The organism is Parasporobacterium paucivorans DSM 15970 (genome assembly GCF_900141895.1).
In the GTDB taxonomy this organism is placed as follows: domain Bacteria; phylum Bacillota; class Clostridia; order Lachnospirales; family Lachnospiraceae; genus Parasporobacterium; species Parasporobacterium paucivorans.
On the sequence record NZ_FQYT01000015.1, the window covers coordinates 20804 to 39877 of the forward strand.

The 19074-nt window shown below is 45.1% G+C and carries 18 protein-coding genes; 4 read left to right on the plus strand and 14 right to left on the minus strand.

Annotation, left to right across the window (positions count from 1 at the left end; all coding sequences use genetic code 11):
- The gene (locus BUA79_RS07660) at nucleotides 1-1002 is read right to left on the minus strand and encodes an NAD-dependent epimerase/dehydratase family protein (protein ID WP_073993797.1); all 1002 of its coding nucleotides are present in this window, start codon (nucleotides 1000-1002) and stop codon (nucleotides 1-3) included.
- Between the two features lie 109 nt (nucleotides 1003-1111).
- On the opposite strand from BUA79_RS07660, the gene BUA79_RS07665 reads away from it, so the two are divergent.
- The 4 genes from BUA79_RS07665 to BUA79_RS07680 all read left to right on the plus strand — a co-directional run bounded on the left by BUA79_RS07665 (nucleotide 1112) and on the right by BUA79_RS07680 (nucleotide 5373).
- Entirely contained in the window at nucleotides 1112-2731 is a 1620-nt protein-coding gene (locus BUA79_RS07665; protein WP_073993800.1) for an MBL fold metallo-hydrolase RNA specificity domain-containing protein, read from the plus strand.
- Nucleotides 2732-2838: 107 nt separating this feature from the next.
- A complete protein-coding gene (locus tag BUA79_RS07670; protein ID WP_073993801.1) occupies nucleotides 2839-3375 on the plus strand; it encodes a DUF4342 domain-containing protein in 537 nt (178 codons plus the stop codon).
- Nucleotides 3376-3437: 62 nt separating this feature from the next.
- The gene (locus tag BUA79_RS07675) at nucleotides 3438-4124 is read left to right on the plus strand and encodes a response regulator transcription factor (RefSeq protein WP_278308910.1); all 687 of its coding nucleotides are present in this window, start codon (nucleotides 3438-3440) and stop codon (nucleotides 4122-4124) included.
- A gap of 1 nt (nucleotide 4125) precedes the next feature.
- A complete protein-coding gene (locus BUA79_RS07680) occupies nucleotides 4126-5373 on the plus strand; it encodes a sensor histidine kinase (RefSeq protein ID WP_242941665.1) in 1248 nt (415 codons plus the stop codon).
- Here BUA79_RS07680 and ybaK read toward each other — a convergent pair.
- From ybaK to eno, 13 genes are all read right to left on the minus strand, one after another.
- Nucleotides 5354-5812: a Cys-tRNA(Pro) deacylase gene (ybaK, locus tag BUA79_RS07685; protein ID WP_334292711.1), complete on the minus strand. Its 459-nt coding sequence runs from the start codon at nucleotides 5810-5812 to the stop codon at nucleotides 5354-5356. The two genes, BUA79_RS07680 and ybaK, sit on opposite strands and share 20 nt — an antisense overlap.
- A 43-nt stretch (nucleotides 5813-5855) precedes the next feature.
- Nucleotides 5856-6581, minus strand: a complete 726-nt coding sequence (locus BUA79_RS07690; RefSeq protein ID WP_242941666.1) for an HAD family hydrolase — start codon at nucleotides 6579-6581, stop codon at nucleotides 5856-5858.
- Nucleotides 6544-8454 (minus strand): YgiQ family radical SAM protein, encoded by a 1911-nt coding sequence (locus BUA79_RS07695; protein WP_073993812.1) that lies wholly within the window; start codon nucleotides 8452-8454, stop codon nucleotides 6544-6546. The genes BUA79_RS07690 and BUA79_RS07695 overlap by 38 nt, the downstream gene beginning before the upstream one ends.
- 3 nt (nucleotides 8455-8457) lie before the next feature.
- Complete coding sequence (locus BUA79_RS07700; RefSeq protein WP_143147891.1) at nucleotides 8458-8991, minus strand: hypothetical protein; 534 nt, start codon at nucleotides 8989-8991, stop codon at nucleotides 8458-8460.
- 238 nt (nucleotides 8992-9229) lie between these two features.
- Nucleotides 9230-11074 (minus strand): ABC transporter ATP-binding protein, encoded by a 1845-nt coding sequence (locus BUA79_RS07705; protein ID WP_073993815.1) that lies wholly within the window; start codon nucleotides 11072-11074, stop codon nucleotides 9230-9232.
- Nucleotides 11067-13394 carry an ABC transporter ATP-binding protein gene (locus BUA79_RS07710; RefSeq protein WP_073993818.1) on the minus strand — a complete coding sequence of 776 codons (2328 nt, stop codon included), beginning with the start codon at nucleotides 13392-13394 and terminating at the stop codon, nucleotides 11067-11069. The genes BUA79_RS07705 and BUA79_RS07710 overlap by 8 nt, the downstream gene beginning before the upstream one ends.
- A complete protein-coding gene (locus tag BUA79_RS07715; protein WP_242941667.1) occupies nucleotides 13378-13857 on the minus strand; it encodes a MarR family winged helix-turn-helix transcriptional regulator in 480 nt (159 codons plus the stop codon). The genes BUA79_RS07710 and BUA79_RS07715 overlap by 17 nt, the downstream gene beginning before the upstream one ends.
- 140 nt (nucleotides 13858-13997) lie before the next feature.
- Nucleotides 13998-14801 carry an ABC transporter permease gene (locus tag BUA79_RS07720; protein WP_073993820.1) on the minus strand — a complete coding sequence of 268 codons (804 nt, stop codon included), beginning with the start codon at nucleotides 14799-14801 and terminating at the stop codon, nucleotides 13998-14000.
- A gap of 14 nt (nucleotides 14802-14815) precedes the next feature.
- Complete coding sequence (locus BUA79_RS07725) at nucleotides 14816-15616, minus strand: ABC transporter permease (RefSeq protein ID WP_073993823.1); 801 nt, start codon at nucleotides 15614-15616, stop codon at nucleotides 14816-14818.
- A 10-nt stretch (nucleotides 15617-15626) separates the two neighbouring features.
- The gene (locus tag BUA79_RS07730) at nucleotides 15627-16499 is read right to left on the minus strand and encodes an ABC transporter ATP-binding protein (RefSeq protein ID WP_073993825.1); all 873 of its coding nucleotides are present in this window, start codon (nucleotides 16497-16499) and stop codon (nucleotides 15627-15629) included.
- Nucleotides 16500-16590: 91 nt separating this feature from the next.
- Nucleotides 16591-17022 carry an Hsp20/alpha crystallin family protein gene (locus tag BUA79_RS07735; RefSeq protein ID WP_073993827.1) on the minus strand — a complete coding sequence of 144 codons (432 nt, stop codon included), beginning with the start codon at nucleotides 17020-17022 and terminating at the stop codon, nucleotides 16591-16593.
- 105 nt (nucleotides 17023-17127) lie between these two features.
- Nucleotides 17128-17697, minus strand: coding sequence for a signal peptidase I (gene lepB / locus BUA79_RS07740; RefSeq protein WP_073993829.1), 570 nt, complete (start codon nucleotides 17695-17697; stop codon nucleotides 17128-17130).
- Nucleotides 17698-17738: 41 nt separating this feature from the next.
- Nucleotides 17739-19064 (minus strand): phosphopyruvate hydratase, encoded by a 1326-nt coding sequence (gene eno, locus BUA79_RS07745; protein ID WP_073993832.1) that lies wholly within the window; start codon nucleotides 19062-19064, stop codon nucleotides 17739-17741.
- Nucleotides 19065-19074 lie beyond the last annotated feature (10 nt).

Here is a 19074-nt window from a genome sequence, read left to right on the forward strand (position 1 = left end):
TCAGCATCTATTGTTTTTTTGCAGCCAGTTTGCGGTATCAGCCAGCGTTTCTTGGAAAGGTCTCACCTTATATCCAAGTTCTCTGTCCGCTTTTTCGTGTGAAAAATTGGAATTGCTGGTAATCGTATATAGGGAATACGCTGTATATAGTGGTGTGCTTTTTCGGAAACGGTAATACAGCTCAGCCAGAGGCGCCGTCGCACGGGCAATCTGCATAGGTATCACAATCCGGATTTTCTTTTTTCCGGATATATCTGAGAGCATATCCAATATCTCTGTCACTTTATAATACCGGTTGGATAGTATGTAGCATTCCCCGGCTTTTCCATTCAGACAGCAGGAAAGGATCCCGGCGGCCACGTCTCTGACGTCCACAAAATCGTATCCTCCGGTCGTTCCGGCCACAAGTCTCCCTTTGTAAAAATCCAGAACCAATTGTGTCAGGTGCCCCGCACCGTTATCATATGGCCCGCAGATGCCTGATGGATGAACCACTGATGCGTTCAGCCCTCTTTTAGCCGCTTCCAACACGTACTTCGTCGCTGCCGCTTTTGTCTTTGCATAAAGCCCTTTTACGTTTCCAGGTTCAAAATCCTTAACTTCCGTAATCTCTTCCCGTCCGGGCAATTCCGGAATTGCATGCACTGAGCTGACATAAACCAGCTTGCTTACCCGGTGTTTCATACAGAGCCTGACGATGTTTCTGGTGCCATGTACATTTACATCAATGACATCCTTCAGATATCCTGAGGCTATGGAAACAATTCCGGCACAATGAATCAGTACCGAATCCGTCTTCGGCCCAACAATAAAGAAACCTTCCAGAGAATCAACATCTCGGACATCACCTGCAAAAATTTCGACGTTATCTGGAAAGCACAGAGTTTCCCTGTCGCATGGCAACACCAAAGCCCGTACCTCCGCTCCTTTTTCTGACAAAATCCGGACTAGAGTATAGCCTAAATGTCCTGCCGCACCTGTGATAAGATATTTTATCCCCATAAATTATCCCTGCTTTCTTATATGCAGATATTACCATATTTCAGGTGAAATTGCACTCATAAAAGTGTATAATAAAAGCATAACAAAAAACCGGATTGGAGGACTTCTTATGAAATTGACATTTATTGGTGCGGCACATGAAGTAACCGGCAGCTGCTATTACCTGGAAGCTTGTGGAAAGAAAATCTTAGTTGACTGCGGTATGGAACAGGGTATGGATTTCTACGTCAATCAAAACCTTCCCGTTCCTGAATCTGAAATCGATGCTGTTCTTCTTACACACGCCCATATTGACCATTCGGGCAACCTGCCTCTGTTGTATAAAAAAGGTTTCCGCGGCAAAGTTTATGCAACCGGTGCAACCTATGATTTATGTGAAATCATGCTTCGGGACAGTGCCCATATCCAGATGACAGAGGCTGAATGGAAGAACCGCAAGCGGAAGCGCTCCGGAGACACTTTTGTTGAACCGGCCTATACCGATGAAGATGCCAGGGAAGTAGTCAGGCTGTTCGTATCTGTATCATATAAAGAGATTGTTTCGCCCTTCGAGGGAATAAAAGTCTGCTACAATGACGCCGGCCACCTCTTAGGTTCCTCCAGTATTGAAGTCTGGATTACAGAGGCCGATGTCACCAAGAAAATCGTGTTTTCCGGAGATATCGGAAATATCCACAAACCCCTCCTAAAAAGACCTCAGTACATCGAGGAGGCCGATTATGTGGTTATGGAATCCACCTACGGGGATAGAAAACACGTAAAAAATCCCGACTATGTAGCAGAGCTCAGCAAAATCATACAGACAACCTTTGACCGGGGCGGAAACGTGGTAATCCCCTCTTTTGCCGTCGGAAGGACTCAGGAACTTCTGTATTTCATCCACCAGATCAAGGATGCGCAGCTGGTGAAGGGATATGGGGATTTCAAGGTTTATGTAGACAGCCCGCTGGCAAATGAGGCAACTCGAATTTATGAAGAAAATATGTTCGGTTATTTTGATCAGGCGACTCTGGACATAATACGTTCCGGAGAAAATCCCATCGCCTTCAAAGGTCTCATTACATCCATAACAACGGCGGACTCCATGGCCATCAACATGGATAATGATCCCAAGGTCATTATTTCCGCCAGCGGCATGTGCGAAGCAGGAAGGATACGGCACCACCTGAAACATAACCTGTGGCGAAAGGAATCTACAATCCTCTTTGTAGGCCATCAGGCCGGCGGCACCCTGGGACGCATGATTCTGGACGGCGTCCCTCAAGTAAAGCTTTTTGGCGAGCTGATTAAAATCAATGCAGAGATTCGCACCCTCGCCGGCATAAGCAGTCATGCTGACATGGAGTGTCTCATATTCTGGCTGAGAAAATTCAAAGTAAAGCCTCAAAAGGTATTCGTTGTCCACGGAGAAGGAAATGTAGTCGAATCCTTTTCCGAACTTCTGAGGTCCGAATACGGCTATGATGTTTATGCCCCTTACAGTGGAGCCATTTACGACCTTGCGGCAGATGCCGTGCTGAAGGAAGGCACAGCCATAGAACTCATTAAGGGCGAACACGGCGACAAAAAAGCCGAATCGCGGCAAAGAACGGATTCTGTTTTCGAGCACCTGGTAACAGCCGGCCGTCGGCTATCCGAAGTAATACAAACCAACAGAGACGGGGCCAATAAGGATCTGTCCAGATTTGAAAGGCAGATTCTGGATCTGATAGACCAATGGGAACGTTAATTATGAAAGTTTTAATCTGATTTTAATCTAACCCACCCCTTTGTTTAATCCAGGACTGTTAATATGGGCTCATCAGATAACACGGATCAAACAAGGAGGACTATAAAATGAATCAGTTTGAAAAGGTTGAAAAATTAAGGGAAAAGGCTGACGTCACATATGAGGAAGCGAGAGCAGCCCTGGACGCTTGTAACTGGGACATGCTGGATGCAATCGTTTATCTTGAAAAACTGGGTAAGGTTCATGGTTTTCAGAGTACCAGGCACACCACTCATTACGAAGAGCCAGAACACTTTGAGCAGACCGCGTCCCAGTATACGGAAGAAAAATCCTCGTTTAAAAACACCGTAAAGAAGTTTTTCAAATGGTGCTCAAAAATGATAAAGAAAGGGAACGAACATCATTTCGACGTCAAACGGAAAGGTGAAGGCCTTATCAGCATTCCAATCACAATTCTGGTCGTTCTGATATTAGTGGCATTCTGGGCGGTCATCATACTTCTGATTGTAGGCTTGTTCTTTGGTTGCCACTACAGTCTGCGGGGACCGGACATTAAAACCGACACAATAAATAATGCCATGGGAAAAGCATCCGCAGCGGCCGAAAACATCAAAAACGACATCAAAAATAATTTCAACGAATAATATGGTTCTGAATGCGCAGTCTTTTAGGCTGCGCCAGAACTTTTTTACTGGGAGGAACCATCGTGGCTGTAAATATACTGATTGTGGAAGACGAGGAAAAAATCGCGAGATTTATCGAATTGGAGCTGGTTCATGAAGGATATATGGTTTCCAAGGCGAATAACGGCAGGGTGGGACTGGAGCTTGCCACAAACAGCCGTTTCGATCTGGTGCTTCTGGACGTCATGCTCCCAGAACTGAGTGGACTGGAAGTACTCCGCCGGTTGCGGAAGACTACGGACATGCCGGTCATAATGCTGACTGCCCGGGACGCTGTAATGGACAAAGTATCCGGCCTCGATGCCGGAGCGGACGATTATATAACCAAACCCTTTGCCATTGAAGAGCTTCTCGCAAGAATCCGTGCAGCCCTTAAGAAGCGCAGCGGTATGGCTGACAAATCAAGGACATGCTGCTCTTTCGGAAATCTTATCCTGGATGCTGCCGCCTACAATGTTACGTGCGACGGAAATGATATTGAACTGACCCACAGAGAATTTGAGCTGCTCAAAATTCTTCTCGAAAACAAGAACATAGTCCTCTCAAGAGATACCCTGATGGAAAAAGTGTGCGGATATGACTATATGGGTGAAACAAATCTGATAGATGTATATATCCGATACATCCGATCGAAAATAGACGACCGTTTTGGAATAAAAATGATCCATACCGTAAGAGGCGTTGGGTATGTTATAAAGGATGAACAATAATATGAACGAAAGCAAGCGAATGTCTTCCACGGCAAGAAAGCTGAATTTATCCTGGACAGGAAAATTATTTTTTATTTTTCTGTCCCTTGATGTCATTCTTCTGGTTATGGCGGCTGCGGGGTGGTGCTACAATATTGAGGTTTCCGGATTTGGTGGTTTTTTTCTGAATGCACACAGAAGCATTCGGACTTCGGTCAATTCCGATATTCTGTACATTGTGTCCATCGACGGGGGCGAAAGCATCCAGACCGATGCTTCCGTTTTTCTTTGGACACTGATGAATACTGCAGTCATTCTCGGAGTCATACAGCTCCTCATACTATCAGATTCTTTCCTATCCGGCACCCGAAGAATCCGCCGCAAACTGAAACCACTGCAGGACATTGCTCAAAAGGCCGAGGTCCTCAGCAGCGCGGTATTTGATGAAAATAAATTTCACCACTTGGAGGAAACCATCTCGAACCTGATTCCCGAAGAAACAGATGTGAAAATCCAGACGGGCGACAAAGATCTGCAGGGAATCGAAATCGCGCTCAACAACCTGCTGGATCGTATGAGGGATTCCTATCGGCAGCAGGCCCGGTTCGTTTCTGATGCTTCTCACGAATTGAGGACTCCCATTGCCGTCATAAAGGGTTATGTTGATATGCTTGACAGATGGGGCAAACAGGACGCAACCGTCATGGAAGAATCCATTCAAGCCCTGAAACAGGAATCGGAGCACATGAACAAGCTGGTTGAACAGCTGCTTTTTCTGGCCAGAGGAGACAGCGGACGCAACAAGATGACTTTTAAGACCTTTCCTCTTTCGGATATGATAAAAGAAGTATACGAAGAATCCGTCATGATAGATCCCGTTCATAAGTATGAGTTTGCAGAATCAGAAGTCATTATGGTTTATGGAGACTTTGAGATGCTTAAGCAGACGGCAAGAATACTGATAGATAATGCAGTGAAATATACAAAAGAAAATGATACCATCTCCATAAGGACTGGTATCAACCAAAGAAAAGAGCCATATTTTTATGTTCAGGACAACGGAATCGGTATGTGTGAAGCAGACGTAACCCATATGTTCGAGCGGTTCTATCGCGCCGACAGTGCCCGCAGCAATTACAGGGGCGGAACAGGTCTGGGACTTTCCATTGCAAAATGGATCGTTGACAGACACAAAGGCTACTTTGAGATTTTATCCAGGAAGGATATAGGAACCCGTATTTCCGTGGTTCTTAATTCCTCTCCGCAGTGACATCTCCATAATCGGCTCCCGCCGCTCTGCAGAAATCTGTCGGACGCAGCCGCAGCTGTGCCCCTAATTTCCCGGCACTGATATAAATCTGATCCTGCCGTTCTGCCAGACCGCTGATAATGGTTTTGAATTGTTTTTTCATTCCGATTGCCGTGCATCCTCCTCGCACATATCCGGTGACTGCTGTAAGATCCTTTAAGGGAAGCATGGAAATTGACTTTTCACCTGCCGCTTTGGCGGCTTTTTTCATATCCAGCTCCTCTTCCACCGGGATTACGAACACGAAGTAGTCCTTACTATTTCCGACCGTCACCAACGTTTTGAAAACCTGTTCGTGCGGAAGATTAAGCATATCGGCAGTTTCCAAACCATCCATGAATTCATTGCAATCATAGGAATAATGCGTGAATCCGATTCTCATTTTTTCCAGGATGCGCATTGCGTTCGTTTTAGTTTCCTTCTCTCTGCCCAATATCCTATCCTCACTTGATCAACTCATAAAGTTTTGCAACTGTTTCAACTATATAGCTTACATTTTCAGCTTCAAATTCTTCCCGACAGCCATACCCATAGAGAACGCCAATGGAATCTATCCCATTCTTCCTGGCTCCAATGATGTCGTGTTTTCTGTCTCCGATCATCACTGTCTTTTCTTTCTCCGTAATGCCGGCAGACGAAAGCGCATAAGCAATGACCTCAGCCTTATTCACTCTGGTTTCATATAAAGTGCTTCCGGCAATAACATCAAAAAAAGCGGACAGTTTGAAATATTCCAGAATTTTCACTGAGAAGGGTTCCGGCTTTGAAGTAGCCACCAGAAGGTGTCGTCCGCTTTCCTTAAGCTTGTGCAGCATCTCTTCTACCCCATCGTAGACCGTGTTCTCGAACATGCCTTTCCGGGTAAAATATTCTCTGTAATATTTCGTAGCCAGCCTGGCTTCTTCCAGGCTGAAACTATAATATTCCATAAATGCATCAACCAGAGGCGGACCGACAAATCTGTTCAACTCAGCTTTATCGGTCACATTTATCTGAAATTTATCTAAGGCATAGGCAACGGAATTTGTTATACCCTTTCCGGAATCCGTCAGCGTACCATCCAGGTCAAACAAAAGATACTCATATTTCATTGGTTCTTCCTCGCATTTTATTTGATATTCCAGAGGAATCTCAACGGGATCCCCTCCGGCCATTCGTACGTCCTTCACTTTTTACCTTTGTCCTGCTCTGGTTTTTTTTACCATTCTGGACCTTCGGTTTTTGAATATTAGATTTCTTTTGAATTTCCCGCGGGCGAATCAGACATTTTTTGTCGAATCCGATCAGGTCAGCCCGGTCAGCCAATGTCAGGGCTTCCTTTACAAGATCATAGTTCTTTGGATTCCTGTACTGAATCAGTGCCCTCTGCATCGCCTTTTCATGGGATGAAAAGGGAACATAAACCGGCTGCATCGTTCGTGGATCCAAACCTGTGTAATACATACAGGTGGACATGGTGCCGGGTGTAGGATAAAAGTCCTGAACCTGCTCGGGCATATACCCTAAATCCCTCAGATATTCAGCCAGAGCAACGGCCTCCTTCCATGTGGATCCCGGATGTGAGGAGATCAGGTACGGAACCACAAACTGATTCTTCCCTAATTTTTCATTAGTTTTCTTGAACTTTCTAATAAATTCCTCATATACTGAATGTTTCGGTTTCCCCATGTAGGACAGCACCTTGTCGCTGATATGTTCCGGTGCCACCTTCAGCTGGCCGCTTACATGATGTTCACATAACTCGTTCATGAAAGTATCATCTTTATCATTCACCAGGTAGTCAAACCGGATTCCGGAACGGATAAATACCTTCTTGACTTTCGGGATTTCCCGCAACTTCCGTAACAGGGAAAGATAGTCCTTATGGTCTGTCCGCAGATTTGCGCAAGGGGATGGATACAGGCATTGTTTATCTACACATGCCCCTTTCTTCAGCTGTTTTTCACAGGCCGGATGACGGAAATTGGCTGTAGGACCACCCACATCATGGATATATCCTTTAAAATCCTTATCTTCTGTTAAAAGTCTTGCTTCCTCCATTATGGATTCATGACTCCGAGTCTGAATGATTCTTCCCTGGTGAAAGGTAAGCGCACAGAAATTGCAGCCGCCGAAGCAGCCCCTGTTGCTGACCAGGCTGAACTTCAATTCATTAAAAGCAGGTATTCCACCCAGTTTTTCATATGAAGGATGGTATGCCCTCATAAACGGAAGGGAATACACCCAGTCCATTTTCTGTTGGTCAAGCGGTTTAGCCGGAGGATTCTGGACGATATACTCGTCCTCTTTGTACTGTTCCACCAGCCTTTTGCCGGAGTATGGATCTGTATTCCTGTATTGGATCAGGAAACTTCTGGCGAACTCTTCTTTGCTCTCCCGGATGGCCTGGAAGGATGGAAGCACAACTGCATCATATACGGACGACAGATCCTTAGCCTTATATACGGTTCCATTTATAAAGGTAATATCACGGATGGAAAGACCGCTGTCTAACGAATCTGCAATCTCCACAATGGAATCTTCCCCCATGCCATAGGAAATAAGATCGGCTTTTGAATCGATCAGGATCGAATGCTTCACCTTGTTGCTCCAATAATCGTAATGCCCCATTCTTCTAAGGCTGGCCTCAATGCCTCCGATTATAATCGGAGTGTTTTTATAGGCTTTACGTATTAAACTGCAATAAACCACCGTTGCCCGGTCAGGCCGCTTGCCCATTTCTCCGCCCGGCGTATAGGCATCCTGTTTTCTTTTCTTTTTTGCAACCGTATAATGATTGACCATTGTATCCATGTTTCCAGCCGAAACCAAAAATCCCAGCCGGGGTTTCCCGAGGATGGCAATACTGGTACTGTCATTCCAATCCGGTTGGGAAATTATTCCCACTTTATATCCGTGCCTTTCCAGAACCCTGCTTATGATGGCGGGTCCAAAGGAATGGTGGTCAACATATGCGTCTCCTGTAACATATACAAAATCGCACTGTTCCCATCCACGTTTTTCCATGTCGTCTCTGTTTATTGGTAAAAAATCATTATTCATTCCTTAATTTCCTTCACTGAATGGGTTTTTCCGCAGAGCCGCCGCATGCAGGAATGGATATTCTTCCTGCAGATATCCCATATATTTTATCCATTCAAGTATCAGCGCCGAGTATGCCCTTTTTATATCATTTTCTATGTGGGCAATATCCGCTTCCCCGAGCTCTTTACAGTCACCTCTTGTTTTAAGTTCATCATTCACGTGAAAAACCGCCCAAAGCATATCCGTAAAGGAATCATGTTCAAGGAGATTGTCATTGCCGAGCATGTCCAGCGTATAACCGCTATATTTACTCAGCACCACCGAAAGCTTCTGCAGACACTCCGCATCGGCCTGAATGTCCAACCTGACCTCTCTGGCTGACTTGACCAGAGAGGTCAGGTTTTTCCTGCTTATTTCTTTCCCCTGTATGATTTCCACAAGTTTCGCATTATTCCGGTTGAATGCTGACATACCGGCCAGAATGGAGATTCCCGCTTCTACAAAAAAGGCACTGATGATGACGTTGATTTTTTTGACTTTTTTTCGCTTTTCCATAATGCTTAGCACCCGGTTGATAATAAGCGTTACCATGAGTACCTGAATAGGTACAAAGGCAAGGTCCTGGAGAAAATAAAATACTGTATTATCCGTCTGGTGAAAAATCAAGTACTGAACGGAATAAATGGCGAATGACAAAGCCGACAATACAATAATCAGTATGACATTTGTTCTGTGATCCTTAATAAGAATTCCTCCCCCATTATGGTTTCTTCTGATCTCTGTCCCTAAACTGCTAGGAGGCCTGCTCGAACTGCGAATTATACAGGTCTGCATAGAAGCCATTCTTTGCAAGGAGCTCTTCATGATTGCCCTGTTCCACAATATCCCCGTCTCTCATGACGAGAATCATATCTGCATTTCGGATGGTGGAAAGTCTGTGCGCTATAACAAAGCTGGTCCTTCCCATCATCAGATTGTCCATAGCCTTCTGTATCAGTATTTCCGTCCTTGTATCCACGGAAGATGTCGCCTCGTCCAGAATAAGAATCCTGTTGTCGGCAAGAATAGCCCTGGCAATGGTCAGGAGCTGTTTTTGTCCCTGGGAAACATTGCTTGCATCCTCGTTCAGTTCCATACAGTAGCCGCCTGGCAGGGTCTTTATGAAATGGTGCGCATGGGCTGCCTTGGCCGCCTCAATCACTTCCGCGTCAGTCGCATCCATTCGTCCGTACCGGATGTTCTCCATGATTGTGCCCTTGAAGAGCCATGTATCCTGAAGCACCATTCCGAAGACCTCACGAAGTTCCCTGCGGTTAAATTCTTTTATATTATGTCCGTCCACAAGCACTTCGCCCTGGGTAACATCATAGAACCTCATCAGCAATTTTACAATAGTCGTTTTTCCAGCACCTGTCGGCCCAACAATTGCAATTTTGTTTCCAGGTTTAACAGAAACACTGAAATCACGAATGATGGTCTGGTCTTCCTTATATCCAAAACGAACATTTTTGAATTCAACGGCACCTTGTATATCGTCCATGCTGACCGCATTTTCTACAAACTGATCCTCTTCTTCCTCACTCAAAAATTCAAACACACGCTCTGAAGACGCCGCCATGGACTGAACCTGTGTCAGCACCTGTGCAATCTGCTGAATCGGCTGTGTGAAATTTCTTACATATAGGATAAAGGCCTGGATATCTCCTATAGTAATTGCACCTCTTATAGCCAGAAGTCCGCCTGAAAGGGCTACAGCCGCATATCCCAAGTTCCCGACAAACATCATGACCGGATGCATAAGTCCTGAGAAAAACTGGGATTTCCATGCTGAATCATATAGTACGTCATTGGTTTCATTAAACTTTTCAATGGATTCTTTTTCTTTATTGAATACCTGGATAACCATGTGACCCGCATATGTTTCTTCCACCTGGCCATTGATATGCCCCAGGTATTCCTGCTGGGTCTTGAAAAATTTCTGCGATTTTTTCATGACAAATGCCAGAAGTCCGGCTGAAACAGGCAGGATAATGATGGCAATCAGTGTCATCAGTGGAGAAATACTGAGCATCATAATCAGAACACCTATAATCGTGGCAGTAGATGTAATAATCTGTGTAATACTCTGATTCAGTCCCTGACCCAGTGAATCCACATCATTGGTAATTCTGGATAAAACTTCTCCGTATGTTCTGCTTTCAAAATATTTCATCGGCATACGGTTAATTTTTTCCGTGATTTCCCTGCGGAGACGGTAGCATATCCGCTGGGTGATACCCGTCATTATCCAGCCCTGTACAAAGCCGAATCCGGAGCTTAATATATATAATATAAGGACAGTAAAAAGGATCTTTCCTATATATGTAAAGTCTATTCCGCCGGTTCCCGCAATTTTATTGCCAAGGCCGGTCGCAAGGGCTGTCGTCGCCTTACCTAATATTTTAGGTCCGACTACACTGAATACGGTGGAACATATGGCAAATACGAATACGATGAAAATAGCGATCTTATATCTTCCCATATATGCAAAGAGTTTTTTCAAGGAGCCTTTGAAGTCTTTGGCTTTCTCTACGCTCCCCATCATTCCTGGACCGAAGCCCATGGGGCCCTGGCGTTTTGGCTGGGATTCATTACTCATGGATAGCTTCCTCCTTTCTTTCTTCCATCATGTCCAATTCCTTTTCAGACAGCTGGGATGTCGCGATTTCCTGATAAACTTCACATCTGAGCAGAAGCTCGCCATGAGTGCCTTTATCCACAATCCGGCCGTCATCCAGCACCAGAATCTGGTCGGCATGTAAAATCGTACTGATGCGCTGCGCTACAATGATCACCGTACTTCCCTGCAGCTGCTCCTTCAATGCCTTCCTCAGGGCCGAATCCGTTTTCAAATCCAGGGCAGAAAAGCTGTCATCAAATATGAAAATCCGCGGCTTTTTGGCTATCGCACGGGCGATGGAAAGACGCTGCTTCTGGCCTCCTGAAACATTTGAGCCTCCCTGGGCAATGCTGCTTTCGTACTTATCATTTTTTTCCTCGATGAAGTCCACAGCCTGGGCTATCTGGGCAGCCTCCCTGATTTCTTCATCCGTCGCATTTCTGTTTCCAAACCTTAAGTTGGAAGCGATTGTCCCATAAAAGAGAATTCCCTTTTGGGGGACATATCCGATCTCGTCCCTTAGATCTTTCAAAGAAAGATCTCTTATGTCAACACCATCCATCTTGATCGATCCTGCAGTTACATCATACAATCTCGGTATCAGGCTTATCAGGGTTGTTTTTCCGCTTCCCGTGCTGCCGATAATTGCGGTTGTCTTACCGGGTTCTGCTGTAAAGTCAATATCATCCAGAGCATTTTCCTCCGCTTTTGGATAGCAGAAGTCAACATGTTCAAAAGTTATCACACCCTTTGGTTCATTTATTTTCAAAGGGTTCTTAATTTCCACAATGGTATTCTCCGTGCGCACCACTTCATCGATACGTTCCGCGGATACTGCCGCACGTGGAAGCATGATTGACATAAATGTCAGCATTAAAAACGACATGATTATCATCATTGCATAGGTAATAAATGCCGTCATGGTACCGACCTGCATCACTCCCGCATCTATACGGTGTGCTCCTACCCAGACGATCAATATCGTCAGGCCGTACATAATCAGCATCATGCCCGGCATCATGAATGTCATCACCCTGTTTGTAAAAAGCATAGTTTTTGTCAGGGCTCTGTTTGCCACGTCAAAACGTTCCTCTTCCGTTTTTTCCCTGCCAAATGCCCGGATTACTGAAAGCCCGGTAAGAATCTCCCTGGCAACAAGATTGACTCCATCTACCATTTTCTGCATCATTTTGAACTTCGGCATGGCCACGGAAACCAACACGCCTACGAAGCCGAGCATTACAAGCACAGCAAGCCCGATGACCCAACCCATTCCCGCACCAGTCTGGGTAACCTTTATGATTCCACCGATACCCAGTATGGGGGCATATGCAATCATTCTCAGCATCATTGTGGATACCAGCTGGATCTGCTGAATATCATTGGTGCTTCTCGTGATGAGGGATGCTGTAGAAAAGTTATCCATCTCTGCATTGGAAAAGCCTATAACCTTGGTGAATATATTCTTCCTCAGATTCATGCCGACTCCGGCACCTACCTTTGCTGCAAAAAAACCGACCACAACCGTCGTCAGCCCCATTATCAGCGCAAGACCAATCATTTTCAATCCGGCCTTCCACAGATAGGCTATCTGAATCGCATCCACGTCAATTCCTGCCTCACTGGAAGCCTGTACAGCAAACGCAACTCCCATCGAGGATGCCAGAGAACTTCCCATGGCATCTATTGTTTTTTCCAGTGTGCCACGCATGGCGAGCACATTGTCCTTAGACATGATGCCCGTATCCAGCATATGTTTAAAGATTTCCCTTACATCCACACAGAGTACTTCGACAGGATTTCCATTCGCATCATCCTCGATCCGTGTAAAAGTCTTAAGGTCCATCCCGATCATCTGGCCGATTTGCTGAACTGTCATATCATCGAATGCATTTTTTTCCTTACCCATCTGGGCTGCCATCATTCTCTTGAAGGATGTTTCATTCACCGCAGACATCTGATAGTCCATAATCAGGGCAGTGGACAGCTCGGTATCCAGTTTGTCGAGAGCTGCTTTATCGGTAACGTTCAGCCGGTATATATCTCCGTCTTTATCATAGCTTTCCCGCCAGATGGCTGTTTCCTTATCTGACATGAACAATTCGGCCATTTCATACGACTCGCTTGTTATCGCTTCCGGCACCACGTGCTCGACCCCGCTGTCTTGAATTCCCACGTCTATTATTTTGGATGTATATCCAGGCAGCGACAGGTCGCACCATGCCTGGACAACAAGCAGCACCAGTATAATAATCAGCATTTTCCAATAGGGAATTAGGTTTTTAAATATTTTGCCCATTATCTGTGTTTTCCTTCCTGTCATTGTTTTTCCGAAGTTCAAGTTCTTCCTTTGACACTTCGTATAATTGTTTCAGATGGTAATTCAGCTTCTCCATGTTTTCAGAACCGACTTTGTCCATGACAGCACTAGAAAAATCTTCCATGATGTTTTCCATCTGCATAAGCATCTCTTCTCCCTCAGCGGTGAGCTCCACAAAGACATTTCTGCGATCATTCTCATCAATCGCCCTTATGACGAATTCCTTTTGCTCCAGTGACCGTATGGTCCTGGACACTGCGGGTGCCGCCACATCAAGACGTTCCGCAAGCATGCATATTCTTACGCCCTTATCCATATTCTCCCAACTGCATTGCTTGATTGTCTTAAGCGTTCCAAATTCGCAGTGGGTGATATTGGGCATAAGTGATGAGATATTCAGTTTTCGAAACGAATGCAGAATTTCAAAGTGAGTGTTTCGCATTTCATTCAACTAATATGCCTCCTAATTTTTATTTAACAACGTTATTTAATTGCAGTGTTAAATATATTACCATCGGATATCATGAATGTCAAGCTGTTGTGCCATTTAGAAACCGGTCTCTAAAGGCTGGTCGCATATCTTTATCCTTCTATTAGATCCTTCTGGTCAAATAAAAACATCGTCCCATACAACAGCAGTCCCACCGCTGCTATATTAATCACAAAAAACAGAATGCTCATATTTTTTTGCAATATTTCGTTTGGCAAAAAATATTTCAACGGAGTCAGATATCTGACTGCGCTTCCCTTTTCAAACATATCAGACACAACCCCAATTATAAATGTTGCAAGAAACATTATATTCCCTGCCAGCATTCCGATTCCGTTTCTCTTACTAAAGGCTGCCAGAAAAGCACCAGCCGTGAGATACAAAATACCTGTCAGAAAAGCTGTTGTTCCAAAAAGAATAATCGGACCCCCTATATCTCCGTCCAGATTCAGACTTGCAATGGCAAACATGGAAAGTACCGCGTGTATGATGCAGAATACAGCCAGAAAGATTGCGCCGGAAAGCAATTTATATCCAACTACATGACTCCGGCTGCGGGGCTTTGTAAAGATAAATTCATATGTCCTGTCGGATGTTTCACGGCTGATAGCAGCACCGCCCATATGGATGGCATATATTGATACACAAACCAGCACGTAAAAGTGTAAAACGGAATAGTATCCTCCCAGGGAGCTCACGTCCAGATTTACAACTCCAAAAACGGCCAGAATTATCCTGGGAAAACGACCCATTAATTCCACAACATCCACACTGGCGGAACTGCCCGCAATTCCCGTAAACTTAGTCAATCCGGCGAAGTCTATAAAAATCAGTCCTAGTATCCAGAAAGTGAACACCTTAATTCCACTTCGAAGCTCTTTTTTCAGTATATTCATCCCCTGCTCTCCTTTCAGACAGCCTGTGCATCCCTTTTGCAATAACCATGGCATGCTGCCAAAATACAGGCGACGGTTATGACACCTGCGACTGCTGCATATCTAATTTCAAATCCTCCGCTTCCATACACCGACTCTGGATTAAAATACTTCAAAGGTGCAATATACCTCATTTTCTCCTCCCCCGTAATCCCATGCATGGATGTCAGGATAAATGATGCAAATCCTGCTGCGATTGCAATTCCTGAAACACTGCGCACCTTTTTCACATAGATGCCGCACAATGACCCCACCCCGATGAACATCAGCTGTGTAAAATATATACCGGAAACAGAAAGTAGAAAGCGGTGCATCCCTTCTGTCGGTTCCCCGGATTGCAAGTACAGAGGGACAGAGGATATGAAAATCAAAATCCACGAGGCTGTAACCTGGGTGGCCACTTCCAATAATTTCATTAAAAACAGCTTTCGGCGGCTGTAAGGTTTTGTCAGCAGAAAATCTGTGCATTTCCCCCTCTTTTCCCTGGAAAAAGCGGAAACAGATAAAACCATGGCCATTATTGCTCCCATAAGTACCAGGTACAGATAAGTCAGTTTGAAGAATTCACCAAAACCGGACATGGATGATATATCAAATCCAAATGCATTTAAAAAAACATCCGGCATGGACCGGAATATTTCCTCTACATCAATCATGCTGTCGGAGAATATAGGATAGACACCTGATTGCAGAAAAGCAAACAGGAGGATGGTGGCTGCCGTCCATATAAGGGCTGTTTTCCATTGCTGTCTCAATTCAAATAAATATACGTTCAATCCTGTCCCCCTATTCATAGTAATGCAGGAATACCTCATCAAGTGTCGGTTCGGAAATTTCCACATCCAATACAGGATATCCTGATATGGTACGGAGCAGCGTATTGCAGTCCCCTTTGAAAATGAAACTGACGATATTATCACGGATTGCAATATCCCGCGCCCCCTCCACTACAAAATCATTTATGTTCTCTTTTACCGAAAATACTACTTTCTTATATGTATTCTTCTGAAGATCGCTTATTTTCTGGATATCGATCATTTTTCCTTCCCGGATAATCCCCACCCGACTGCAAATCCGCTGCACCTCGCTCAGTATATGGGAGGAAAAAAGAACTGTTGCTCCATTGCGGTTTTCCTTCCGGATCAGTTCAAAAAATGTCTTTTGCATAAGTGGATCCAGTCCGCTGGTCGGTTCATCCATGATTATCAGTTTTGGAGAATGAAGCAGCCCTTGGACAATCCCCACCTTTTTTTTGTTTCCCAGGCTCATATCCTCTATTTTTCTGCTGAGATCCAGCTCCAGAAGGCCAGCCAGCTCTTGTATTTTGTCCGTGCAGTCCCTTTTATAGAAGCTTGCAGAATACCGGAGAAGGTCGATTGCTTTCATGTTTTCATAATAAAAAACCTCTCCCGGCAGATAGCCTACCTGTTCAAGTATTTTCGTCTTATCCCTGTGACAGTCCAGACCAAACACCGTGGCCTCCCCTTCTGTTTTATAAATCAGGGAAAGCAGGGTTCGGATGAGGGTGGATTTGCCTGCGCCATTGGGCCCGATCAGTCCGAATATCTCTCCCTCATATACTGAAAGGTCCACGTCCAAAATCCCCCTGGACTTTCCATAAAATTTCGTAAGCTTATGAGTCTCAATCACTGTGTTCATTAAATTTCCTCCAGCTCGGGTTTTTCTCCTGAAAAACAGAATGCCATGCAGCAGGCACTGACATGGCATTCTATTTATTTTATTTTCGAGGCTATTCGATTGGAATAAACTTCTTCTCCTCTACTTCCGCCTTCTTCTCTGTTTTAGGCACCTCTAATTTGAGGATTCCGTCCTTAAATGTAGCTTTGATGTCTTCCTGTTTCAGTTCGTGTCCCACATAAAAGCTTCTCTCACTGTGTCCGCTGTAGCGTTCTCTACGCAAATAATTCTTTGCTTCGTCCTTTTCTTCCTTTTCTTCTTTATGGTCGGCCTTTACAATCAGGTAACCATTTTTTACTTCTGCCTTGATCTCATCTTTTGCATATCCTGGGATTTCAATGTCGATCAGATATTTTCCATCCGCTTCCCTGACGTCCGTGTTCATGGTCACCAGCCTGCTTTTCTTGAATCGGGTTGGGAAAGAAAAGGCGTTATCAAAAAGGTCGTCTACGAAGTCTTTGTCGAAAATACTTGGTACCAGCATAACTATTCCTCCTTCATGCTTTGATTCTTTACATTTCACTGCATTCAGTTCATTAGCTACACCTTCATTATAGTCCTCCTGTGCATACAATTCAATACAAATTGTTTATTCAAGGATTGCCGGCTTCGGCCAGTATTTCCAAAAAGCCTGACCAAGGATGTTATCTTCTTCCACGTATTTGTTTCGCCAAAATCTGGAATCCAGCGAATCGTTCCTGTTGTCGCCCATAACGAAATAGCACCCGGCGGGTACCACAAAGGGCCCAAAGCTTCCTTCCGCTGCCTCTTTCAGGTAGGGTTCTTCCAGGGGCACCTCACTGCCATCGATGTACACAAGGCCGTCGACTATTTCCAGGGTTTCTCCGGGCAGACCAATCACTCTCTTCACGAAGGTCTGACTTTCATCATCTGGATATCGGAATAAAATGATATCTCCCCGTTCCGGTTTGTCCAGAACATACGCCAGACGAAATCCCAGCATCCTTGTATCTGTCATAATGGTGTTCTCCATGGAGCCTGAAGTCACCAGGGCATTGATAATAACCAGATTTTTTATCAGAAGGGCCACTATGAATGCTGCTGCAATCAGTTTTATAAGGCCGATCAGTTCTTTCTGTCTGTTCAGTCTGCTGCTGTCTCCATCCGTATTCATTCCTGGTTCATCGTCAATCTGCATATTCGTCTCCGTCCTTTTGTACGTTCTTTCTGTGCAATCACTCAGTCATTTCTTTTCAGGACCTTCCCAAAAGCCCTTTTGCCCATATATACGGCGTCCTCCCCCAGCTCATGCTCACTTCGGAGAAGCTGGTTATATTTTGCCACACGGTCACTTCTTGAAGGTGCCCCCGTCTTAATCTGTCCGGCATTCATTGCCACAGCAATATCGGCAATCGTGACATCCTCAGTCTCCCCGGACCTATGGGAAATGATCGCAGTCCAATTGTTGTTTTTGGCCATTTCTATGGCATCAAGTGTTTCTGTCAGCGTCCCGATCTGGTTAAGCTTAATAAGAACAGAATTTGCCACATCCAGGTCGATACCTTTTTGAATTCTTTCCGTGTTGGTGACAAAAAGATCGTCTCCTACCAGCTGAATGCGGTCTCCAAGCCTGACTGCCAGCTTTTTCCATCCGTCCCAGTCCTCTTCTGCCAATCCATCCTCCAAAGAAACTATCGGATATTTGCCGCAAAGCTCTTCCCAGTAAGAAATCATCTGATCCGTCGTTTTATATTCACCTGATTTCCAGAAAAAGTACTCCCCCGGACGTCCTGCTTTTACAGCTTCATCGTACATCTCCGTAGCGGCCGCATCGATGGCTATGTAGAAATCTTCTCCCGGCTTAAACCCATCTGTCTCTATTGCTTTCAGGATATACCGGAGGGCATCTTCATCCGAGGGAAAATTCGGAGCAAAACCGCCCTCATCTCCGACCGACGTACCATACCCGTCTGCATTCAGCAGGAATTTCAAAGTATGGAATACATCCGTGCACCACTCCAATGCCTGGGTAAACGACTTTGCGCCAACAGGCATTATCATGAATTCCTGTATATTAAGGCTTGAATCCGCATGTTTTCCTCCATTGAGCACATTCATCATGGGAACCGGAAGCACTTTTGCATTCACGCCTCCCAGATAGCGAAACAGAGGAATGCCGAAGGATTCAGATGCTGCTCTTGCGACGGCCAGGGATACCGCAAGGATGGCATTTGCGCCAAGCCTGCTTTTATTGGGTGTACCATCCTCTTCCACCATCGCCCTATCCAGGCTTACCTGATCCAGCGCGTTCATGCCCACCACCAGCTTTGCTATAGGGCCATTTACGTTTTCAACAGCCTTCAGGACCCCTGTTCCATGGCATCTGTCTGCGTCGCAATCCCTTAGTTCCATGGCTTCAAACGCTCCTGTGGATGCCCCGGATGGCACAGATGCCCTTCCCGTGCTGCCATCCTCCAAAATAACTTCCGCCTCAACGGTCGGGTTTCCTCTCGAATCAAGTATTTCCCTGCCTATTACTTCCTTAATAAATATTTTCTTTTTCATTCTCTCCCTC

Bases quoted from the DNA above. Each gene is read 5' to 3' on its own strand.
- BUA79_RS07680 (WP_242941665.1), top strand. From the start codon at position 4,126: ATGAACGAAAGCAAGCGAATGTCTTCCACGGCAAGAAAGCTGAATTTA.
- BUA79_RS07710 (WP_073993818.1), bottom strand. From the start codon at position 13,394: ATGGGCAAAATATTTAAAAACCTAATTCCCTATTGGAAAATGCTGATT.
- BUA79_RS07700 (WP_143147891.1), bottom strand. From the start codon at position 8,991: ATGGAAAAGCGAAAAAAAGTCAAAAAAATCAACGTCATCATCAGTGCC.
- BUA79_RS07715 (WP_242941667.1), bottom strand. From the start codon at position 13,857: ATGCGAAACACTCACTTTGAAATTCTGCATTCGTTTCGAAAACTGAAT.
- BUA79_RS07670 (WP_073993801.1), top strand. From the start codon at position 2,839: ATGAATCAGTTTGAAAAGGTTGAAAAATTAAGGGAAAAGGCTGACGTC.
- BUA79_RS07720 (WP_073993820.1), bottom strand. From the start codon at position 14,801: ATGAATATACTGAAAAAAGAGCTTCGAAGTGGAATTAAGGTGTTCACT.
- BUA79_RS07735 (WP_073993827.1), bottom strand. From the start codon at position 17,022: ATGCTGGTACCAAGTATTTTCGACAAAGACTTCGTAGACGACCTTTTT.
- BUA79_RS07660 (WP_073993797.1), bottom strand. From the start codon at position 1,002: ATGGGGATAAAATATCTTATCACAGGTGCGGCAGGACATTTAGGCTAT.
- eno (WP_073993832.1), bottom strand. From the start codon at position 19,064: ATGAAAAAGAAAATATTTATTAAGGAAGTAATAGGCAGGGAAATACTT.
- ybaK (WP_334292711.1), bottom strand. From the start codon at position 5,812: ATGCGCATCCTGGAAAAAATGAGAATCGGATTCACGCATTATTCCTAT.
- BUA79_RS07705 (WP_073993815.1), bottom strand. From the start codon at position 11,074: ATGAGTAATGAATCCCAGCCAAAACGCCAGGGCCCCATGGGCTTCGGT.
- lepB (WP_073993829.1), bottom strand. From the start codon at position 17,697: ATGCAGATTGACGATGAACCAGGAATGAATACGGATGGAGACAGCAGC.
- BUA79_RS07730 (WP_073993825.1), bottom strand. From the start codon at position 16,499: ATGAACACAGTGATTGAGACTCATAAGCTTACGAAATTTTATGGAAAG.
- BUA79_RS07665 (WP_073993800.1), top strand. From the start codon at position 1,112: ATGAAATTGACATTTATTGGTGCGGCACATGAAGTAACCGGCAGCTGC.
- BUA79_RS07695 (WP_073993812.1), bottom strand. From the start codon at position 8,454: ATGAATAATGATTTTTTACCAATAAACAGAGACGACATGGAAAAACGT.